The following is a 17,649-nucleotide window of genomic DNA, read 5'->3' as shown; positions in this document are numbered from 1 at the left end:
CGGGCGGTGCGGAGTGGGGGCTCCTGCCATGCCTCAATTGTAAATGACTTCGAATCTTGAGTCAAGAGTTTTGCTCAACTCTAGTAATCAATTACCCACCGATAGGCGCTGTGACGGTAGGCGTTAAGTCGGAGTTTTTCGGGACACGCCGGGTGGGCTGGCGCCGGGAACGGCGTGTCGCGAAAAAGTCCGGAGTTAGCGTGGGGCACGGATGCCGGTGGCCGGGTTCAGAGGACGGCTCGCCGGGTTTCGACAGGCTCGACCACCGATAACGACGGACTCGACCGCCGGCACGCTCAGCCGGCCGGGGCGAGCACCCGGCGGCCGCGCACGAAGACGCCGGCGATCGCGGGCTGACGGAGGGCCAGCAGCAGCGCGAAGAGGATCTGGTCGGTGGCCATCTCCTCGTCGTCGGCCCGGATGCCGCGCTCGAGCACCGTGGCGAGGGGCTCCCAACGGTCCGGGTCGATCAGCAAAAAGTCGGCGTCCTTGCCCACGTCGAAGTTGCCGAACCGGGCCTCCATGTCGAGCGCGCGCGCCCCGGCCAGGGTGCCGGTGAACAGCAGGGCGGCCGGATCCAGCGCCAGGCCCTCCTCTCCGGGCTCGGAGAGGTGCACCTTGAAACAGTCGTTGAGCACCCGGGAGACGAGCCACTCGTCGCCCGCACCGACATCCGACCCGATCGCGACATTCACGCCGAACGACGTCGTGCGCAGCCACGGCATGGTGCCCGATCCCAGAAACTGCTGCGACGTGGGGCAATGCGCCACGCTCGTTCCCGTCTCGGCGAGACGGGCCAGTTCCCTGTCTTCACAGTGCACGGCGTGTGCCAGGATGCTGCGCCGCCCCAGCAGGCTCGACCCGCCAGGCGCCGAACCCGGCAAAAACCGGCCGTCGTAGGTGTCGAGGTAGGTGTCGACCTGGTACACCGATTTCACGGCGTCGATCTCGCCCGTGCCGGGCCGGTTGTTCTCGTTCAGGTGGCTGTGGAAGTACACGCCCTGCCCGCGCACGTCGTCGTAGAGCTCGCCGAGTCCGGCCAGGGTCGTGGGGGTGACCGACAGGCTGAACCGCGGCACCACCGCCACCTGAAGCAGCGCGGTGGCGGGGTCGCCGGTGTCGACCGCGTGCCAGCGGGCGATCTCCTCCGTCACCAGCTCGAGGGCCTGTGCCTCGCTGGTGAGCAGCGCCCGCGCGGGCTCCGAACCGACGGTCTGGATGCCGCGCCCGCTGACCAGACGCAGCCCGGCCCGCTGCGACTCCTCGAACAGGGCGTCCTGCGCGTGCGGGAACGCGGAGCCGAAGACCAGGGCGCTGGTCGTGCCGGCGGCGACGCGGCGACGGGTGAAGTCCCGGGCGATCCGCTCGCCGAACTCGGGGTCGCCAAGGCGCGTCTCGGCCGGGAAGACGCAGTTGACCAGCCACTCCAGCAGCTGGCCGCCGCCGTAGGCATCCGTGGAATAGGTCTGCGGGAAGTGCAGGTGCGTGTCGACGAAGCCGGGCAGGATGAAGCCGCCGCGATTGTCGGTGACCGGCAGGCCGGCGTGGGCGGCGGGGAGATCGGCGAACGAGCCGACCCACGCTATCCGGCCTGCGTCGGTGGTCACGAGGGCGCCGTCGGGCAGGGATACGAGGTGCCGACGCGCGGTGGTCACGGTGGGGGAGCCGGCAATGTGAAAGATGTGGCCGCGGTAGACCCGGCTGGACGGTGTCACGAAGGGGCCCGTTCTTTCGTCGTTCGCTGCCACTGGACCTGTTCAGTGTATTGGGGGACTCGGCGGGCCGGGCTCTCGGCAAGCGCTTGCAGTAAACGCTTGCACAAGCGGTGCGTGACGGAGTAGCGTCACACCTGTTGTTCGAAGCGCCACCGGGCGCGACAGGGGGAGTCAATGTTGACGAAACGCACCGCTACACGCCGTCCGGCCGTACGCCGTCTCGTGGCCGCGATCGGAGCCGGTGCGATCGTGCTCTCCGGTCTCGCCTTCTTCGCGGTTCCCGCGAACGCGGCCACCCCGACTGTCGCCCTGGTCGGCAGCCTGCAGAGCGAACTCGGCTGCGCGGAGGACTGGCAGCCGGCCTGCGCGTCCACCGAACTGGCGCCCACCGGCGTCGACGGAGTCTGGTCCGCCGAGTTCACGGTGCCGGCCGGCAGCTACGACTACAAGGTCGCACTCAACGACACCTGGGACGTGACCTACGGCCTCGACGGCGGCGCCGACAACATCCCGCTGACCATCGCGGGAGAGAGCCGGTTGAGCTTCACCTTCGACCTCGGCCTGAAGCGCGTCGGCCTCGAGGTGCTGTCCCTCGCCGGCGCCTATTCCGCGGACGACGAGGTCGTGGCGGCCGCCCCCATCCGCCAGCCCGGCAGCGACGAGCAGTTCTACTTCGTGATGACCGACCGGTTCAAGGACGCAGACCCGGCCAACAACACCGCCGGTCTCGGCGACGACCCGCAGGTGTCCGGCTACGACCCGGCGAACAAGGGCTTCTACAACGGCGGCGACCTCGCCGGGCTCCGCTCGCAGCTCGACTACATCGAGGGGCTGGGCACAAGCGCCCTCTGGCTGACGCCGTCGTTCAAGAACCGGGCCGTGCAGGGCGAGGGCGCGAACGCGTCCGCGGGCTACCACGGCTACTGGATCACGGACTTCACCCAGATCGACCCGCACCTCGGCACCAACGCCGAGCTCAAGGCGCTCATCGACGACGCGCACGCCCGCGGCATCAAGGTGTACTTCGACATCATCACCAACCACACCGCCGACGTCATCGACAACGAGGAGAAGCAGTACTCCTACATCGACAAGGCCACCTCGCCGTACACGACCGCCGCCGGCGAGGCCTTCGACCCGGCCGACTACGCGGGGACCGACGGATTCCCGGCCCTCGATGCGACATCCTTCCCCTACACGCCGTACCTCTCGGCCGCCGACGCCGCCGCCAAGGTGCCGGCCTGGCTGAACGACCCGACGCTGTACCACAACCGGGGCGACTCGACCTTCGAGGGCGAGAGCGCGCTCGACGGCGACTTCTCCGGCCTCGACGACCTGATGACGGAGAACCCGGCCGTCGTGAACGGCTTCGTCGACGTGTACACGGACTGGGTCGACCTCGGTATCGACGGCTTCCGCATCGACACGGTCAAGCACGTCAACCTCGAATTCTGGGAAACCTGGTCGACGCAGGTGCTCGACTACGCGCACGCCGCCGGCAAGCCCGACTTCTTCATGTTCGGCGAGGTCTACGACGCGGACGCCACCAAAACCTCCCCGTACGTCCGCAAGACCGACCTCAACTCGGTGCTCGACTTCGGATTCCAGTCCCAGGCCACCAGCTTCGCCGCCGGCAACTCCGCGAAGGGGCTCAGCCAGCTGTTCGCCTCCGACGACCTCTACACGACGCCCGACTCCAACGCCTACGCGCTGCCGACCTTCCTCGGCAATCACGACATGGGCCGCATCGGCTATTTCCTGAAGAGCACCGATGACCCGCTGGCCCGGGACATTCTCGCCCACGAACTCATGTTCCTGACCCGCGGTCAGCCCGTGGTCTACTACGGCGACGAACAGGGCTTCATGGGCGCCGGCGGCGACAAGGACGCCCGCCAGTCGTTGTTCGCCAGCCAGGTTCCCGAATACGTGAACCAGCCGCTGATCACCGGCGAGACCGCCGGTTCGGTCGACCGTTTCGCCACGGATGCGCCCCTCTACACCCGGATCGCCGAGCTCTCCGCGCTGCGTAGCGACCACGCGGCCCTCGCCACCGGTGCCCAGATCGAGCGCTACGCCGACACCGGGGCCGGCGTCTACGCGTTCAGCCGGGTCGACCGCACCGAGAAGATCGAGCACCTCGTCGCTGTCAACAACTCGTCCGCCGCGAAAGCCGTGACGATCCCCACCCTCACCGCGGGTGCGTCCTACTCGGTGCTGTTCGGCGACACCGCCCCCGCGGTATCGAGCGACACCGGTGACCTGGCGGTGACCGTGCCGGCGCGCGGCTCGGTGGTCCTCGTGGCCGACCGACCCGTCAGCGCTCCGGCCGCGGCCGCCGCGATCACGGTCGCCGCCCCCGCCGCCGGAGCCGGCGTCACCGGCGTCTCACCCGTCGGGGCTACCGTCGACGACGGCGTCTGGCAGGAAACCGGCTTCGCCTGGCGGGTCGTGGGCGACCCCGCCTGGACCAGCCTCGGCACCGCCGAGGACACCACCCCGCGGGTCTTCCACGACACCGCCGGCCTCGCCACGGGCACCCTGGTCGAATACCGCGCCGTCTCCACGGATGCCGCGGGCCAGCGGGCGGCCGCGTCCAGCTTCGCCTCCGTGGGCAACACCGTTTCCCTGGCCGACACCGGCACCCCGGACCCGGCGATCGACCTGGTCACCGTTGCCGGCAGTCACAACTCCGAGATGGGGTGTGCCGGGGACTGGCAGCCCGGCTGCGAGGCCGCGAAACTGACGCTCCGAGCCGACGGAATCTACGCCGGCACGTTCGACCTGCCGGCCGGCGACTACGAGTACAAGATCGCCGTGAACGGCTCCTGGGACCTCAACTACGGTTCCGGCGGGGTTCCCGGCGGCGACAATGTGAGCTACACGACCACCGGCGGTGCGGTCACGTTCTACTACGACCCGCGCAACAACTTCTTCCAGGGCACCGCCGAGGGCGACATCGTCGTCGCGGCCGGTTCCTTCCAGGAGGAGGCCGGATGCTCGGGAGACTGGCAGCCGGACTGCCTCGCGACCTGGCTGCAGGACGTGGACGGCGACGGCACCCTCACCCTGAGCTCGAACACCCTGCCGACCGGTTCGTACGAGGCGAAGGTCGCGCACAACCTCGGTTGGGATGAGAACTACGGCGTCGGCGGCGTGCCGAACGGCGCGAACCTGTCCTTCACCGCCACCGAGGGCAAGGAGACCCTGTTCAGCTACGACCTCGCCAGCCACGTGCTCACGATCCTGGTGACCGACCCGCCGCTGGCCGGCACCGGCCAACAGCGGGCGCACTGGGTGAGCGAAGAGACCATCGCCTGGCCTCGTGACCTGCTGCCCGTGAACGCCGACCCGGCCGCGCTCGGCTACGCGCTGCACTCCTCGCCGGCCGCGGGCCTGGCGGTCGCCGACGGAGTCGTGACCGGCGGTGACACGGTCGCCCTCGCGTACGACCCGGCCGGGCTCTCCGACGCGGAGAAGGCGCGTTTCCCGGCCCTCGCCGGATCCGTGGCCCTGCGCCCGGTCGGTCTGGACCGAACGGATGTGGAACGGCTGCTCACGACGCAGCTGGCGGTCTCCCAGTCCGGCACGGGCGCCGGCGACACCACGGGCACCCTGACCGCGTTCACGGGCGTGCAACTGCCCGGGGTACTCGACGACCTCTACGCGGATGCCGCCACCGACCGGACGCTCGGCGTCACCTGGTCGAAGAAACGGCCCACGATCGCGGTCTGGGCCCCCACGGCGCAGAACGTCGACGCGCTCGTCTGGACCGCGGGCGACACGGCCGACCCGGAGCGCATCGCGATGACGCGCCAGGATGACGGCGCGTGGACCGCGACCGGCGCCAAGAACTGGACCGGCGCATCCTTCGTCTTCGAGGTCACGGTGTTCGCGCCGACGACGGGCAAGATCGAGGTGAACCAGGTCACCGACCCGTACTCGGTCGCCCTCACGCCCAACTCGACCCGGTCGGTGCTGATCGACCTGGCCGACAAGAACTTCCGCCCCCCGGTGTGGGAGAAGGCGAAGGCGCCGGTGATCGAGGACGCCGTGGACCGGTCGATCTACGAACTGCACGTGCGCGACTTCTCGATCTCCGACGACACCGTGCCCGAAGATCTCCGCGGCACCTACGGGGCGTTCGGCGTCGACAGCGCCGGCACCCGGCACCTGGCGGAGCTGGCGGATGCCGGGCTCAACACCGTTCACCTGCTGCCGACCTTCGACATCGCCACGATCGAGGAAGACCGTGCCCTCCAGGCCGTGCCCGCCTGCGACCTGGCCTCCTTCGGGCCGGCCTCACCGGAGCAGCAGGCCTGCATCCAGGCGATCAGGGACCAGGACGGCTTCAACTGGGGCTACGACCCGTTCCACTTCTCGGTGCCGGAAGGCTCCTACGCGGTGAACGCCGACGGCGGCGCCCGGGTGGCCGAGTTCCGCGGCATGGTGGGTGCCCTGCACGAGGACGGCCTGCAGGTTGTGCTCGACGAGGTGTTCAACCACACCGCGCAGAGCGGTCAGGGTGAGAAGTCGGTGCTCGACCAGGTGGTGCCCGGTTACTACCACCGCCTCAACCCGCAGGGGGCCGTCGAAACCTCCACCTGCTGCCAGAACGTCGCCACCGAACACGAACTGGCCGAGAAGCTGATGGTCGACTCCGTCGTGCTCTGGGCGAAGGAGTACCGGGTGGACGGGTTCCGGTTCGACCTGATGGGCCACCACTCGAAGGACAACCTGCTGGCCGTGCGGGATGCTCTGGACGCGCTCACCCTGAAGAAGGACGGCGTGAACGGCCAGGCGATCTACCTCTACGGCGAGGGCTGGAACTTCGGCGAGGTCGCGAACAACGCCCTCTTCGAGCAGGCGACGCAGGGCCAGCTCGGCGGAACGGGCATCGGCACGTTCAACGACCGGCTGCGCGACGCTGTGCACGGCGGCAGCCCGGTCGACGGCAGCACCGTGCAGCAGCAGGGGTTCGGCACCGGGCTCGGCACCGACCCCAACGGCGTGGCAATCAACGGCACCACGGAGCAGGCGCTTGCCCGGCTGGCCCAGGCCAGCGACCTGGTGCGGCTCGGCCTGGCCGCGAACCTGCGCGATTTCAGTTTCGTCACCAGCGACGGCACGGTCAAGCGCGGCGACGAACTCGACTACAACGGGTCGCCGGCCGGGTACGCCGACCAGCCGGACGAGGTGATCAACTACGTCGACGCGCACGACAACGAGACGCTGTACGACCTGCTCGCCCTCAAACTGCCGTCCGACACCGGGATGAGCGACCGGGTTCGCATGAACACCCTGTCGCTGGCCACCGCGACACTGTCGCAGTCACCGTCGCTCTGGCACGCGGGAACCGACCTGCTGCGCTCGAAGTCGCTCGACCGCGACAGCTACAACTCGGGCGACTGGTTCAACCGCATCGACTGGACCGGCCAGACCAGCAACTTCGGCGTCGGTCTGCCGTCGGCGGCCGCCAACGAGGACAAGTGGGCCATCATGCGCCCGCTGCTGGAGGACCCGGCCCTGAAACCGACGCCGGACGACATCGCGTTCGCGTCGGCCCAGGCCCAGGACCTGCTGCGCCTCAAGCAGTCGACCGAGCTGTTCCGGCTCGGCGACGCGAAACTGATCAACGAGAAGCTGACCTTCCCGGCCAGCGGGCCGGACGCCACCCCCGGCGTGATCGCGATGAGCGTCGACGACACGGTGGGTGTCGACGTCGACCAGACACTGGACGGGCTGCTGGTGCTCTTCAACGCCAGCCCCGAACCCCGGACGATCCGGTTGGGCACGCTGGCCGGGCGCGGGTTCGCCCTGAGCGGGATTCAGGCCGCCGGGGCGGACGCGCTCGTCAAGACCACGACGTGGGACGCGGCAACCGGCACGGTCACCGTTCCCGCCCGCACCGTCGCGGTGCTCGTGGACGCGCAGGAACGGAAGGCGAAGAAGCGGTAGCCCGCTGCTGCACCCTGTTGTTGGATCCCGCTGCCGCACCCCGTTCTTGCACCCCGTCAGGTGCGAACGGGGTGCAGCAGCCGCCAGATCCGGTCGCGCGACATGGGCAGTTCGGTGGGACGGATGCCGATGGCGTCGCGCACCGCATTCGCCAGCGCCGGCGCCACCGGGTTGTACGGCGACTCGCTCATCGACTTCGCCCCGAACGGACCGAGCACGTCATGCGTCTCCGCGAAGTACACCTCGGTGACGGGCAGGTCGGCGAGAAGCGGGATGTGGTAATTCCGCAACACACTGGTGGTCACGGTTCCCGCGCCGTCGAGGATGACCTCCTCGTACAGCGCGGTTCCGATCGCCTGCGCGACCCCACCCTCGATCTGCCCGCGGCACTGCTCCGGGTTCATCACGACCCCGGCATCCGCGGCCTGGATCGACTGCAGGATGCGCACCTCGCCGGTCCGCGTGTCCACCGCCACCCGGAACGCCTGCACGTTGAACGCCACCGAGCGGCGGGCGCCGTCTTCGGAACCGACACCGCGCAGAGCGGATGACCCGGCGCGCTCCGCCAGTGCGGCCAGCGTCACGAAGGTCTCACCGCTGCGCAGCCCGCCGGGTTCCAGCGTCCACGCGGCGGCGCGGACCTCCGGGTGCGTCTCCGTGGCGGCCGACCGCAGCGTGTCGGCGAGGTCGTTCGCCGCCGCGAGCACGGCCTTGCCGGCGATGACGACGCCCGCGGAGCCGAACGCGCCGGTGTCGTAGCCGATGGCATCCGTGTCGGACTGCACAATCTCGATGCGGTCGGGAGTCGTGTTCAGGGCCGTGGCGGCGAGCTGCGCGTGCACCGTGGTGGTGCCGTTGCCGAACTCGGCGGTGCCGACCCGCACCGTGTAGGTGGTGCCTGAACTGTCCAGGGTGACCGACGCCTGCGCGTAGTGCCCGCGCGGCGGGGTGGTCGCGATCATGGCGCTGGCCATGCCCTCGCCCACCTTCCAGTGCGCGCCCGGCGGCACCGGGACGTCGTTGCCGCGGGCCAGGGCCGACTTGGCCAGGTCGAGGCACTGGTCGAGGCCGTAGCTGCCGAAGATGAGGTCCTCGCCCTCGACGTGCGTGACCACGAGCGGGTCGGTCGGGCCGACCGAGTTGCGCCGCCGCAGGTCGAACGGGTTGATGCCGACGGTGCGGGCGAGCTCGTCGAGCGCGGATTCGATGCCGAAGATGACCTGGCCGAGGCCGTAGCCGCGGAAGGCGCCCGACGGGAGGTTGTTCGTGTAGACGCTCCGGGCATCCACCCGCTTGTTGGTCACCCGGTAGAGGCTGACCGACTCGGAGCTGCCGTGGAACATCACCCCGGGTGCGTGGTTGCCGTAGGCGCCGGTGTCGGCGAGCACGCCGAGCTTCAGCGCGGTGAGCCGGCCGGAGTCGTCGGCGCCGAGGGTGACCTGGATCTGCATCGGGTGCCGGGCCGGGGACAGGGTGAACTCGTCCGACCGGCTGAACTCGTACTGCACCGGACGCCCGGTCTTCAGCACGGCGAGGGCGACGATGTCCTCGGTCAGGATCTCCTGCTTGCCGCCGAAGCCGCCGCCGACCCGGGCCGTGAACACGCGCAGCCGCTCGGGGGCGAGGTCGAACAGCCGGCAGATCTCCCGGTGCACCAGGAACGGCACCTGGGAGCTGGTGCGCAGGATGAGCCGTTCGCCGCCGGCCGAGGCGTCGGCCGTGCCGGGCTCGAGCCAGCCGATGGTGGCATGCGTCTCCAGGTGGGTGTGCGCCACCCGCTGGGTCTGCCAGGTGCCGCTCACGATATGGGTTGCCTCGGCCAGCCCGGCCGCGATGTCACCGTATTCGCCGTGCAGCTCGGCCACCAGGTTGCGGGCCGGGTCGGCCACGCGGCTCGCACCGGCATCCTTCTCGCCGTGCACCAGGGGAGCACCGGGCAGGAGAGCGGCGTGCGGGTCGAAGACGGCGGGGAGCGGCTCGTAGTCGATCTCGATCAGGCGGCAGGCGGCCTCGGCGATGGCGAGGGTGTCCGCGACGACGGCCGCGACGCGCTGGCCCCGGAACCGCACCACCGAATCGAGCACGAGGGTGTCGTCGGGGTCGTCGAGGCGGTCCTCGTGCCGGGCGGTGGAGAACAGGGTGGCGGGGGAGTCGCCGTGGGTGAGCACGGCGTGCACCCCGGGCAGGGCGGCGGCCGCCGAGGTTCTGATCGAACGGATGCGCGCGTGCGCCTCGGTGCTCTGCAGCACACTGAGGTGCAGGAGGCCGGGGACCGTGACGTCGAGGGTGTACGGTTCCTGCCCGCTCACCACCCGTTCGCCGGCCGGGGCGGCCAGGGAGGTGCCGACGGTGCCGTGGCGTGGCCCGGTCTGGATCACCGGGCCCAAGCCGTTGACGGGGGTGTGGGTGCCGCGGATGGCGTCCTCGATGGCGCGGTAGCCGGTGCAGCGGCACAGGTTGCCCTTGAGCAGGCGGGGGAGGTCGTCCAGGTCGGTCTCGGTCAGGGTGGACGCGGTCACGATCATGCCCGCGGTGCAGAACCCGCACTGGAAGCCGGCGGCGTCGACGAAGCGCCGCTGGATCGGGGCCAGGTCGCCGGGCATGCCGAGCCCGGCCACGGTCGTCACCTGCGTGCCCTCGGCGCGGAACGCCGGGTAGATGCAGGAGTGCACGGGAGCGCCGTCGACCAGCACGGAGCAGGCGCCGCAGTCGCCGGTGTCGCACCCCTTTTTGACCTCGAAGTGCTCCTGGTCGCGCAGGAAGGAGCGCAGGCACTGTCCGGGGGCCGGGGACGCGTCGACGGGTTCGCCGTTGAGCTGCAGTCTCATGAGAGGTCTCCCTCTTCGAGGTCGGTGGCGTCGAGTTCGGCGCGGATCTCCTCGGCGAGCACGCCGCTCACGGCGCGGCGCCAGTCGGCCGCCCCGTGGGCATCCGTGAACCAGCAGTCGATGGCGGCGATGTCCCCGGCGAGTGTGCCCGCGTCGGGCAGGGAGTCGTAGCGCAGCTGCACCGGGCGCACGGTGCCGGCAGTGACGGTGAGCACGAAGCGGGAATCCGTGTCCAGTCGGCCGATCAGTACGGCGCCGGAGCGGCCGAGCGGGGAGAGGGCGATCTTGCGGTACGCGGTGCGGGCCGCCAGAGAGGAGGCCGGCACGTCGATCGACCGCAGCACGTCACCGGTGCGGAGCGCGTTGGTGGTGTTGCCGGTGACGAAGGCGCTCGCGGGCATCCGTTCGTCGCTGCCGTCTCGGCGCCAGATCAGCACCTCGGCGTCGAGGGCGGCGGCCAGGCTGGTCATCGGGCCGGCCGGCAGGGAGGCGCAGAGGTTGCCGCCGACGGTGGCGACGTTCCAGATCTTGAACGAGCCGTAGAGGGCGGTGCAGCACTGGAAGAGCAGCGGATGAGCGGTCCAGCCGGGCGCGGCCGGAAGGCGGGAGAGCTCGGCGATGGTGCAGGTGGCGGCGATGGTGAGGCCAGGGGTGAGGCCGGATCCTGTGCCTGACGTGTCGGCATCCGTCGTCAGGGTCAGGGCGGGCCAGCCCAGGGTCTGCAGGTCGACGAGGCCGGTGAGGTGTGCCTGCGGGTCGGCGAACAGGTCGGAACCGCCCGCGAGCGGGGCCACGCCGGCGCCGAGCTGAGCCAGGTCGTCCCGGTGACGGGCGGAGGTGATCGTGAGCACGGTGTTGAGGTCCATCGGTTCCCTCACTCGACCGCTCGGGCGCAGGTCGGACACCATGAATTATCCGCCTGCCCGTCTCGCCCCGCGACTCGCCGCGCACCCTCGCGGCATCCTCACGGCAAGCCGCCCCGTGTTCCCGGAGGGCCAGGGCAAGGAAACGTCCGGTGCTGAACCAATTCGACGGAGATTTTGAGCCAAACGGGCATTTTTGGGCTGTGTTGGGCCGTTTCGGCCAAAATCTCCGTCGAATTCGTTCGGGCCGAGACCAGTCGAGCTGGGGCACGTGGGGCACGTGGGACTAGTGGTCTACGCCGTGGAGCTGGTCGAGGATGTGGTCGAGCACCTCGGCGAGGAGACCCAGGCCCTCCGTCACACCGTGGGGGGAGCCCGGAAGGTTGATCACGAGGGTGCGCCCGCGGGCGATCCCGGCGTGGCCGCGCGAGATGAGAGCCAGGGAGGTGGAGGCGGCGCCGCGGCGACGGAATTCCTCCATCAGTCCGGGGAGCAGCCGGCCGAGGTGCGGGAGAGTCTGCTCGGGGGTGAGGTCGTGGGGGCTGACGCCCGTGCCGCCCGTGGTGATCACCAGGTCGCAGCCGGCGTCCAGCGCCTCGATCAGGGCGGCGCCGACCGGGTCGCCGTCGGGCACGACGCGGCGCTCGCCGAGGGTGAAACCGCGCTCCCGCAGCCAGACGTCGATGACGGGGCCGGTACGGTCGGGGTAGACGCCGGCCGCGGCCCGCGTGGAGGCGACGATGACCTGGGCGGTGCGGGGCGGGCGCGGAACGGCCGTCTCGGTCGGTTCGGACGGAGTCGACGGATGGTTCGCTGCGGCGGTCACGCGCTCCATCCTGCCTCACTGCACGTGCCTGCCCCACTGTGGGTGCCGCGTTTCCGTCCGCGTTACTGCCCATTCCGCAAATGCGGTAATAAGATACTCGACATGGCGCAGATACGGATTAAGGAAGCCGCCGGGTACCTCGGAGTCAGCGACGACACCCTCCGGCGCTGGATCGACAATGGCGCGCTCGCCGCGGGCACCGACGACGCCGGACGCATGGTCGTCGACGGGTCCGCCCTGGCTCACCTGGCCCGCGAGACGGCACTGGCCCGGGAGAACGCCCTGTCGCCCGCCGACCCGGCCACGACCGCGAGTTCGGCCCGCAACCGCTTCGTCGGCCTGGTCACCCGGGTGGTCAGCGACACGGTGATGAGCCAGGTGGAGCTGCAGTGCGGCCCGCACCGGGTGGTGTCCCTGATGAGCACCGAGGCCGTGCGCGACCTCGGCCTGGTGCCGGGGTCGGTGGCTGTGGCCGTGGTCAAGGCCACCACCGTGATCGTCGAAACCCCGAAGGGCCAGTCGTGACCGGGTTCCGGAGCGTCCGCCTCGCCCTCGGGCTGGCGGCGGCATCCGTTGTGCTGGCCGGCTGCGCGGGAACGGCCGGGGCGGCGCCCGGTTCGACCGGGAGCTCCACGCCGCAGTCCCGGGCGCAGGGCGAGACGCTCACCGTGTTCGCCGCGGCATCCCTCACCAAAACCTTCACCGAGCTGGCCGACCGGTTCGAGGCGGACAATCCCGGTGTGACGGTCGCGCTCAACTTCGCCGGTTCGGCCGATCTGGTGACCCAGATCCGGGAGGGAGCCCCGGCCGACGTGTTCGCGGGGGCCGACGCGCGGAGCATGGACCGGCTCCGCGGGGACGGACTCGTCGACGGCGACCCGGCGGTCTTCGCCACCAACACCCTGACGATCGCCGTGCCGGCCGACAACCCGGCCGGCATCGCCTCGTTCGCCGACCTCGCCGCGCCGAACGTGGACGTCGTGGTCTGCGCGCCGCAGGTGCCGTGCGGCGCCGCGCTGCCGGCCCTCGAGGCCGCGACCGGCGTCACGCTCGCCCCCGTGAGTGAGGAGAACGCCGTCACCGACGTGCTCGGCAAGGTCACCTCGGGCCAGGCGGATGCCGGCCTCGTCTACGTGACCGATGTCGCCTCCGCCGGCGCCGCGGTTCTCGGCATCCCGGTGCCGGAGGCCGGTCAGACGGTCAACGAGTACCCGATCGCCGTGGTGGCCGGCAGCGGGCAGGCGCGGCTCGGGGCATCCTTCGCCCGGTTCGTGACCGGAGCGACCGGTCAGAGCGTGCTCGGGGCGGCCGGTTTTGGCACGCCGTGACGTGACAGCGCGCCGTGACGTGACGGCGCCCCGTGATGTGGCGCCCGGTCGCGGCGGCTCCCACGACGGCCGGGTCACGCTCGGCGTGCCCCGGTGGACGCTCATCCTCGCTGGCGCGGGCGCCCTGTTCATCGTGCTGCCGATCCTGGGCATGACCTTGCGGGTGGACTGGTCCCGGTTCGGCGCCCTCGTGACCTCGGAGGCGGCGGTCGCGGCGCTGCTGCTCAGCCTGCGCACCGCCACGATGAGCACCGTGCTCTGCCTGCTGTTCGGCGTGCCGATGGCCCTCGCCCTGGCCCGCAGCCGGTTCCCCGGACAGCGCCTGGTGCGCGCCGTCGTCCTGCTGCCGCTCGTGCTGCCGCCCGTCGTGGGCGGCCTCGCCCTGCTGTCCACCTTCGGGCGTCGCGGCCTGCTCGGCGAGACCTTCGAGGTGCTCGGCATCCAGATCGCCTTCTCGACCACGGCCGTCGTGCTGGCGCAAACCTTCGTGGCGCTGCCGTTCCTGGTGCTGAGCGTGGAGGCCACCCTGCGGGCCTCCGGAGCACGCTTCGAGGCGGTCGCCGCCACACTCGGCGCCACCCCCGGCACGGTGCTCCGGCGGGTGACGCTGCCGCTGGTGCTGCCCGGCCTGGTCTCCGGCGCGGTGCTCGCGTTCGCGCGCGCGCTCGGCGAATTCGGCGCGACCCTCACCTTCGCCGGCAGCCTGCAGGGGGTCACCCGCACGCTGCCGCTCGAGATCTACCTGCAGCGGGAATCGGATGCGGATGCGGCCGTCGCGCTGGCCCTCCTGCTCGTGGCCGTCGCCCTGCTCGTGATGCTGGCCACCCACCGGCCGCGGGGACTGTCGTGACCTTCGAACTGGCCGCCGTGATGCACCGGCGCGGACTGGACGTCTCCCTCACCGTGTCGCCGGGCGAGACGGTGGCGCTACTCGGCTCCAACGGGGCCGGCAAATCCACCATCGTCGAGCTGTGCGCTGGCCTGCTGCGGCCCGATTCGGGTCGGGCCACCCTCGACGGGCAGGTTCTGTTCGACCTGGCGGCCGGCGGCGGGCAGCGGGGCACCTTCACCCCGCCGCACGCCCGGCGCACGGTGCTGCTCGCCCAGGAGCCGCTGCTCTTCCCACACCTGAGCGTGCGCGACAACGTGGCGTTCGGGCCGCGCAGCGCGGGGCAGTCCCGGGCGGCAGCGAGGCTGCTCGCCGACGAGTGGCTCGCCGCCGCGGAGGTCTCCGGCCTCGCCGACCGGCGACCCGGGATGCTGTCCGGCGGACAGGCCCAGCGGGTGGCGGTGGCCAGGGCCCTCGCGGCCAGACCCCGGCTGCTGCTGCTCGACGAGCCGATGACCGCGCTCGATGTGGCGGCGGTGCCCGCGCAGCGCCGGCTGCTGCACCGGGTGCTTCTGGATCGGTCCGTCATCCTGGTCACCCACGACCCGCTCGACGCCCTCGCCCTGGCCGACCGGGTGATCGTGCTGCAGGGCGGGCGCATCATCGAGCAGGGTCCGACCCGCACCGTGTTCGGGCACCCGCAGACCGAATTCACCCGGGCCCTGACGTTCGGACTGGACCTGTCGACCGGGCCGGCGACCGTGTGACGCACCGGTGGGCAATGCCCGGGGGAGGGAATACGCTGGTTCATATGACGTCTTCCGTGTCACCGTCCACCCGTGCGAGCGCGCGCCCGCTGACGGACGAGGAAGTCGACCGCATCCGCAACGACTTCCCGATCCTCGACCAGCTGGTCAATGGGCATCCACTCAACTACCTCGACTCGGGCGCGACCTCGCAAAACCCGCTCAGCGTCATGGAGGCCGAGCAGGAGTTCTACGAGCAGCGCAACGCGGCCGTGCACCGCGGGGCCCACACGCTGGCGTTCGGTGCCACCGAGACGTTCGAGGCGGCCCGGGCGACCGTGGCCGCGTTCATCGGGGCACAGGCCGACGAAATCGTCTGGACGTCGAATGCCACCGAGGCGATCAACCTCGTCGCCTACTCGTTCTCCAACGCGTCGCTGGGGCTCGGCGGTGCGGCCGCGCGGCGCTTCGCGTTCGGCGCCGGCGACGAGATCGTCGTCACCGAGATGGAGCACCACGCCAACCTGATCCCGTGGCAGCAGCTCGCGCTGCGCACCGGCGCGACCCTGCGGTTCATTCCGGTTCGAGATGACGGCACTCTCGATCTGGCCGCGGCGGCGGGCGTCATCGGAACCCGCACCCGCCTGCTCGCGGTCACGCACGCCTCCAATGTGGTGGGCACGATCAACCCGGTCGCCGAGCTGGTCGCTCTGGCCCGCTCGGTCGGCGCGCTGGTGCTGCTGGACGCCTGCCAGTCGGTGCCGCACCTGCCCGTGGACGTGGCCGCGCTCGACGTGGACTTCGCGGTCTTCTCCGGTCACAAGATGCTCGGCCCGACCGGCATCGGCGTGCTCTACGGCAAGGCCGAACTGCTCGCGGGCATGCCGCCGTTCCTCACCGGCGGATCCATGATCACGACAGTGGACATGCACACCGCCGAGTTCCTCGCCCCGCCGCAGCGCTTCGAGGCCGGCACCCAGCGCATTTCGCAGGTGATCGCCCTGGCCGCCGCGGTCGACTACCTGACCGAGACCGGCATGGAGCGCATCATGGCGCGCGAGGCCGAACTGGGGCAGCGCCTCGTCGCCGGGCTCGCGGACATCCCCGGGGTGCGTCTGCTCGGGCCGCCCGCCGGAGTGGAACGCATCGGATTGGCCAGTTTCGACCTGGCCGGGGTGCACGCCCACGACGTGGGCCAGTATCTCGACGAGGCCGGCATCGCGGTGCGCATCGGGCACCACTGCGCGCAGCCGCTGCACCGTCGGCTCGGCGTGACCGCGTCGACCCGCGCCAGTACGTACCTGTACACCACGACCGACGAAGTGGACCGGTTCCTGGCGACCCTGGCCGAGGTCGCCCCGTTCTTCGGAGTGAAGTCATGACCTCAAACGCCATGCAGCAGCTCTACCAGCAGATCATCCTCGATCATGCCAAGGCCCGGCACGGTGCGTCGGCGGAGGGGTTGGCCCCGCTCGCTGAGGTTGCCCGTGCCGGGTTGCGCGTGACGGAGTCGCACCAGGTGAACACGACCTGCGGGGACGAGGTGACCGTGCGTGTCGGTCTGCGCTCCGAGGAGTCCGGTGGCGACGCCGCCGGCGACGCCGTGATCGAAGAGTTCGCCTGGGCCGGGGACGGATGCTCGATTTCGATGGCCTCGGCATCCGTGCTGCACGACACCGTGCGGGGCGAGGACGTCGCCACCGCGCGGGCCCTGCTGAACACCTTCCGCGACATGCTGCGCTCGCGCGGCACGATCGAACCCGACGACGAGGAGCTCGGCGACGCTGCCGCCTTCGCCGGTGTCTCCAAGTACCCGGCCCGCGTCAAGTGCGCCATGCTGCCCTGGGTGGCGTTCGAGGCTGCCCTGCTCGCGGAGTAGCGTGCGCAGGCCGGCGCAGGCCGGCGCAGGCGGGAGCAGGCCGGCGGAGGCCTGCGCAGGACTTGCGCAGACTGGGCGGGTACGGTGGGCGGAGGCTGCGCGACGCGGCTCCGGACGACGGTTCAGTACCCGGCTTGCGACAAGACTGGCCACGGGAGCTGTTGTCATGGCGTGGATCATTCTCATTCTGTCCGGCGTTCTGGAAGCCGTGTGGGCCACGGCGCTGGGGAAGTCGGCCGGGTTCACTCGACTGTGGCCATCCGTCGTGTTCGCGGTGGCGCTCATGCTCAGCATGGGCGGGCTCGCCTTCGCCATGCGGGACATCCCGACCGGGACCGCGTATGCCGTCTGGGTCGGGATCGGCGCGGCCCTCACCGTGCTCTACGCCATGGTTTTCGGCGCGGAACCGGCTTCTCTGGTGAAGATTCTGCTCATCCTCGGCCTCGTCGGGTGCGTCGTCGGGTTGAAATTCGTCGACGCCGGACACTGAAATGGCCCTTCAACGGCGCTTGCCGACGGCGTATATTGTGCATGAAAAGCGAATTGCCAACGCCCGCCGGGGTGGAGAACCTGCCCCAGCCGGGTGAGGAGTTCCGGCCACGATTCGCGCCCATCGCTCCGCCGTCGGCCGGCGCTCCGCCTCGGAAGCACGCCAGATCGACATCCAATGCGGCGCGGGA

At 70.6% G+C, this 17,649-nt stretch carries 12 protein-coding genes and 1 riboswitch; of the genes, 8 read left to right on the top strand and 4 right to left on the bottom strand.

What is annotated here, in order from left to right; translation table 11 throughout:
* Positions 1–296: 296 nt before the first annotated feature.
* Positions 297–1,715: an amidohydrolase family protein gene (locus E3T23_RS11010; protein ID WP_134370394.1), complete on the bottom strand. Its 1,419-nt coding sequence runs from the start codon at positions 1,713–1,715 to the stop codon at positions 297–299.
* 177 nt (positions 1,716–1,892) lie between these two features.
* Here E3T23_RS11010 and pulA point away from each other — a divergent pair, with 177 nt between their 5' ends.
* A complete protein-coding gene (gene pulA, locus E3T23_RS11005) occupies positions 1,893–7,670 on the top strand; it encodes a pullulanase-type alpha-1,6-glucosidase (protein ID WP_241977845.1) in 5,778 nt (1,925 codons plus the stop codon).
* Positions 7,671–7,726: 56 nt separating this feature from the next.
* Here the strand turns inward: pulA and E3T23_RS11000 are convergent, their stop codons facing one another.
* From E3T23_RS11000 to E3T23_RS10990, 3 genes are all read right to left on the bottom strand, one after another.
* Positions 7,727–10,498: a molybdopterin-dependent oxidoreductase gene (locus E3T23_RS11000; RefSeq protein WP_134370392.1), complete on the bottom strand. Its 2,772-nt coding sequence runs from the start codon at positions 10,496–10,498 to the stop codon at positions 7,727–7,729.
* Entirely contained in the window at positions 10,495–11,364 is an 870-nt protein-coding gene (locus tag E3T23_RS10995; RefSeq protein ID WP_134370391.1) for an FAD binding domain-containing protein, read from the bottom strand. The genes E3T23_RS11000 and E3T23_RS10995 overlap by 4 nt, the downstream gene beginning before the upstream one ends.
* A 283-nt stretch (positions 11,365–11,647) precedes the next feature.
* Positions 11,648–12,187, bottom strand: coding sequence for a MogA/MoaB family molybdenum cofactor biosynthesis protein (locus E3T23_RS10990; RefSeq protein WP_338145450.1), 540 nt, complete (start codon positions 12,185–12,187; stop codon positions 11,648–11,650).
* A gap of 102 nt (positions 12,188–12,289) precedes the next feature.
* On the opposite strand from E3T23_RS10990, the gene E3T23_RS10985 reads away from it, so the two are divergent.
* From E3T23_RS10985 to E3T23_RS10955, 7 genes are all read left to right on the top strand, one after another.
* Entirely contained in the window at positions 12,290–12,712 is a 423-nt protein-coding gene (locus E3T23_RS10985) for a TOBE domain-containing protein (RefSeq protein WP_134370389.1), read from the top strand.
* Complete coding sequence (gene modA, locus E3T23_RS10980; RefSeq protein WP_134370388.1) at positions 12,709–13,515, top strand: molybdate ABC transporter substrate-binding protein; 807 nt, start codon at positions 12,709–12,711, stop codon at positions 13,513–13,515. Before E3T23_RS10985 ends, modA begins: the two co-directional genes overlap by 4 nt.
* 37 nt (positions 13,516–13,552) lie before the next feature.
* The gene (locus E3T23_RS10975; protein ID WP_420898319.1) at positions 13,553–14,365 is read left to right on the top strand and encodes an ABC transporter permease; all 813 of its coding nucleotides are present in this window, start codon (positions 13,553–13,555) and stop codon (positions 14,363–14,365) included.
* Positions 14,362–15,111, top strand: coding sequence for a sulfate/molybdate ABC transporter ATP-binding protein (locus E3T23_RS10970; RefSeq protein WP_134370387.1), 750 nt, complete (start codon positions 14,362–14,364; stop codon positions 15,109–15,111). Before E3T23_RS10975 ends, E3T23_RS10970 begins: the two co-directional genes overlap by 4 nt.
* Positions 15,112–15,155: 44 nt before the next feature.
* Positions 15,156–16,472 (top strand): SufS family cysteine desulfurase, encoded by a 1,317-nt coding sequence (locus E3T23_RS10965; RefSeq protein ID WP_134370386.1) that lies wholly within the window; start codon positions 15,156–15,158, stop codon positions 16,470–16,472.
* Positions 16,469–16,969: a Fe-S cluster assembly sulfur transfer protein SufU gene (sufU, locus tag E3T23_RS10960; protein ID WP_134370385.1), complete on the top strand. Its 501-nt coding sequence runs from the start codon at positions 16,469–16,471 to the stop codon at positions 16,967–16,969. Before E3T23_RS10965 ends, sufU begins: the two co-directional genes overlap by 4 nt.
* A gap of 90 nt (positions 16,970–17,059) precedes the next feature.
* Positions 17,060–17,123, top strand: a riboswitch (guanidine-III (ykkC-III) riboswitch).
* Between the two features lie 12 nt (positions 17,124–17,135).
* Positions 17,136–17,459 (top strand): DMT family transporter, encoded by a 324-nt coding sequence (locus E3T23_RS10955; RefSeq protein WP_134370384.1) that lies wholly within the window; start codon positions 17,136–17,138, stop codon positions 17,457–17,459.
* Positions 17,460–17,649 lie beyond the last annotated feature (190 nt).

It is taken from the genome of Cryobacterium cheniae, from assembly GCF_004403395.1.
Lineage (GTDB): Bacteria > Actinomycetota > Actinomycetes > Actinomycetales > Microbacteriaceae > Cryobacterium > Cryobacterium cheniae.
The sequence above is the reverse complement of the archived record's forward strand: the minus strand, read 5'-3'. Positions and strand labels throughout refer to the sequence as shown.

Coding starts and splice junctions, on each gene's coding strand:
- E3T23_RS11000 (WP_134370392.1), bottom strand. CDS start 10,498: ATGAGACTGCAGCTCAACGGCGAACCCGTCGACGCGTCCCCGGCCCCC.
- E3T23_RS10995 (WP_134370391.1), bottom strand. CDS start 11,364: ATGGACCTCAACACCGTGCTCACGATCACCTCCGCCCGTCACCGGGAC.
- E3T23_RS10985 (WP_134370389.1), top strand. CDS start 12,290: ATGGCGCAGATACGGATTAAGGAAGCCGCCGGGTACCTCGGAGTCAGC.
- E3T23_RS10965 (WP_134370386.1), top strand. CDS start 15,156: ATGACGTCTTCCGTGTCACCGTCCACCCGTGCGAGCGCGCGCCCGCTG.
- sufU (WP_134370385.1), top strand. CDS start 16,469: ATGACCTCAAACGCCATGCAGCAGCTCTACCAGCAGATCATCCTCGAT.
- E3T23_RS10955 (WP_134370384.1), top strand. CDS start 17,136: ATGGCGTGGATCATTCTCATTCTGTCCGGCGTTCTGGAAGCCGTGTGG.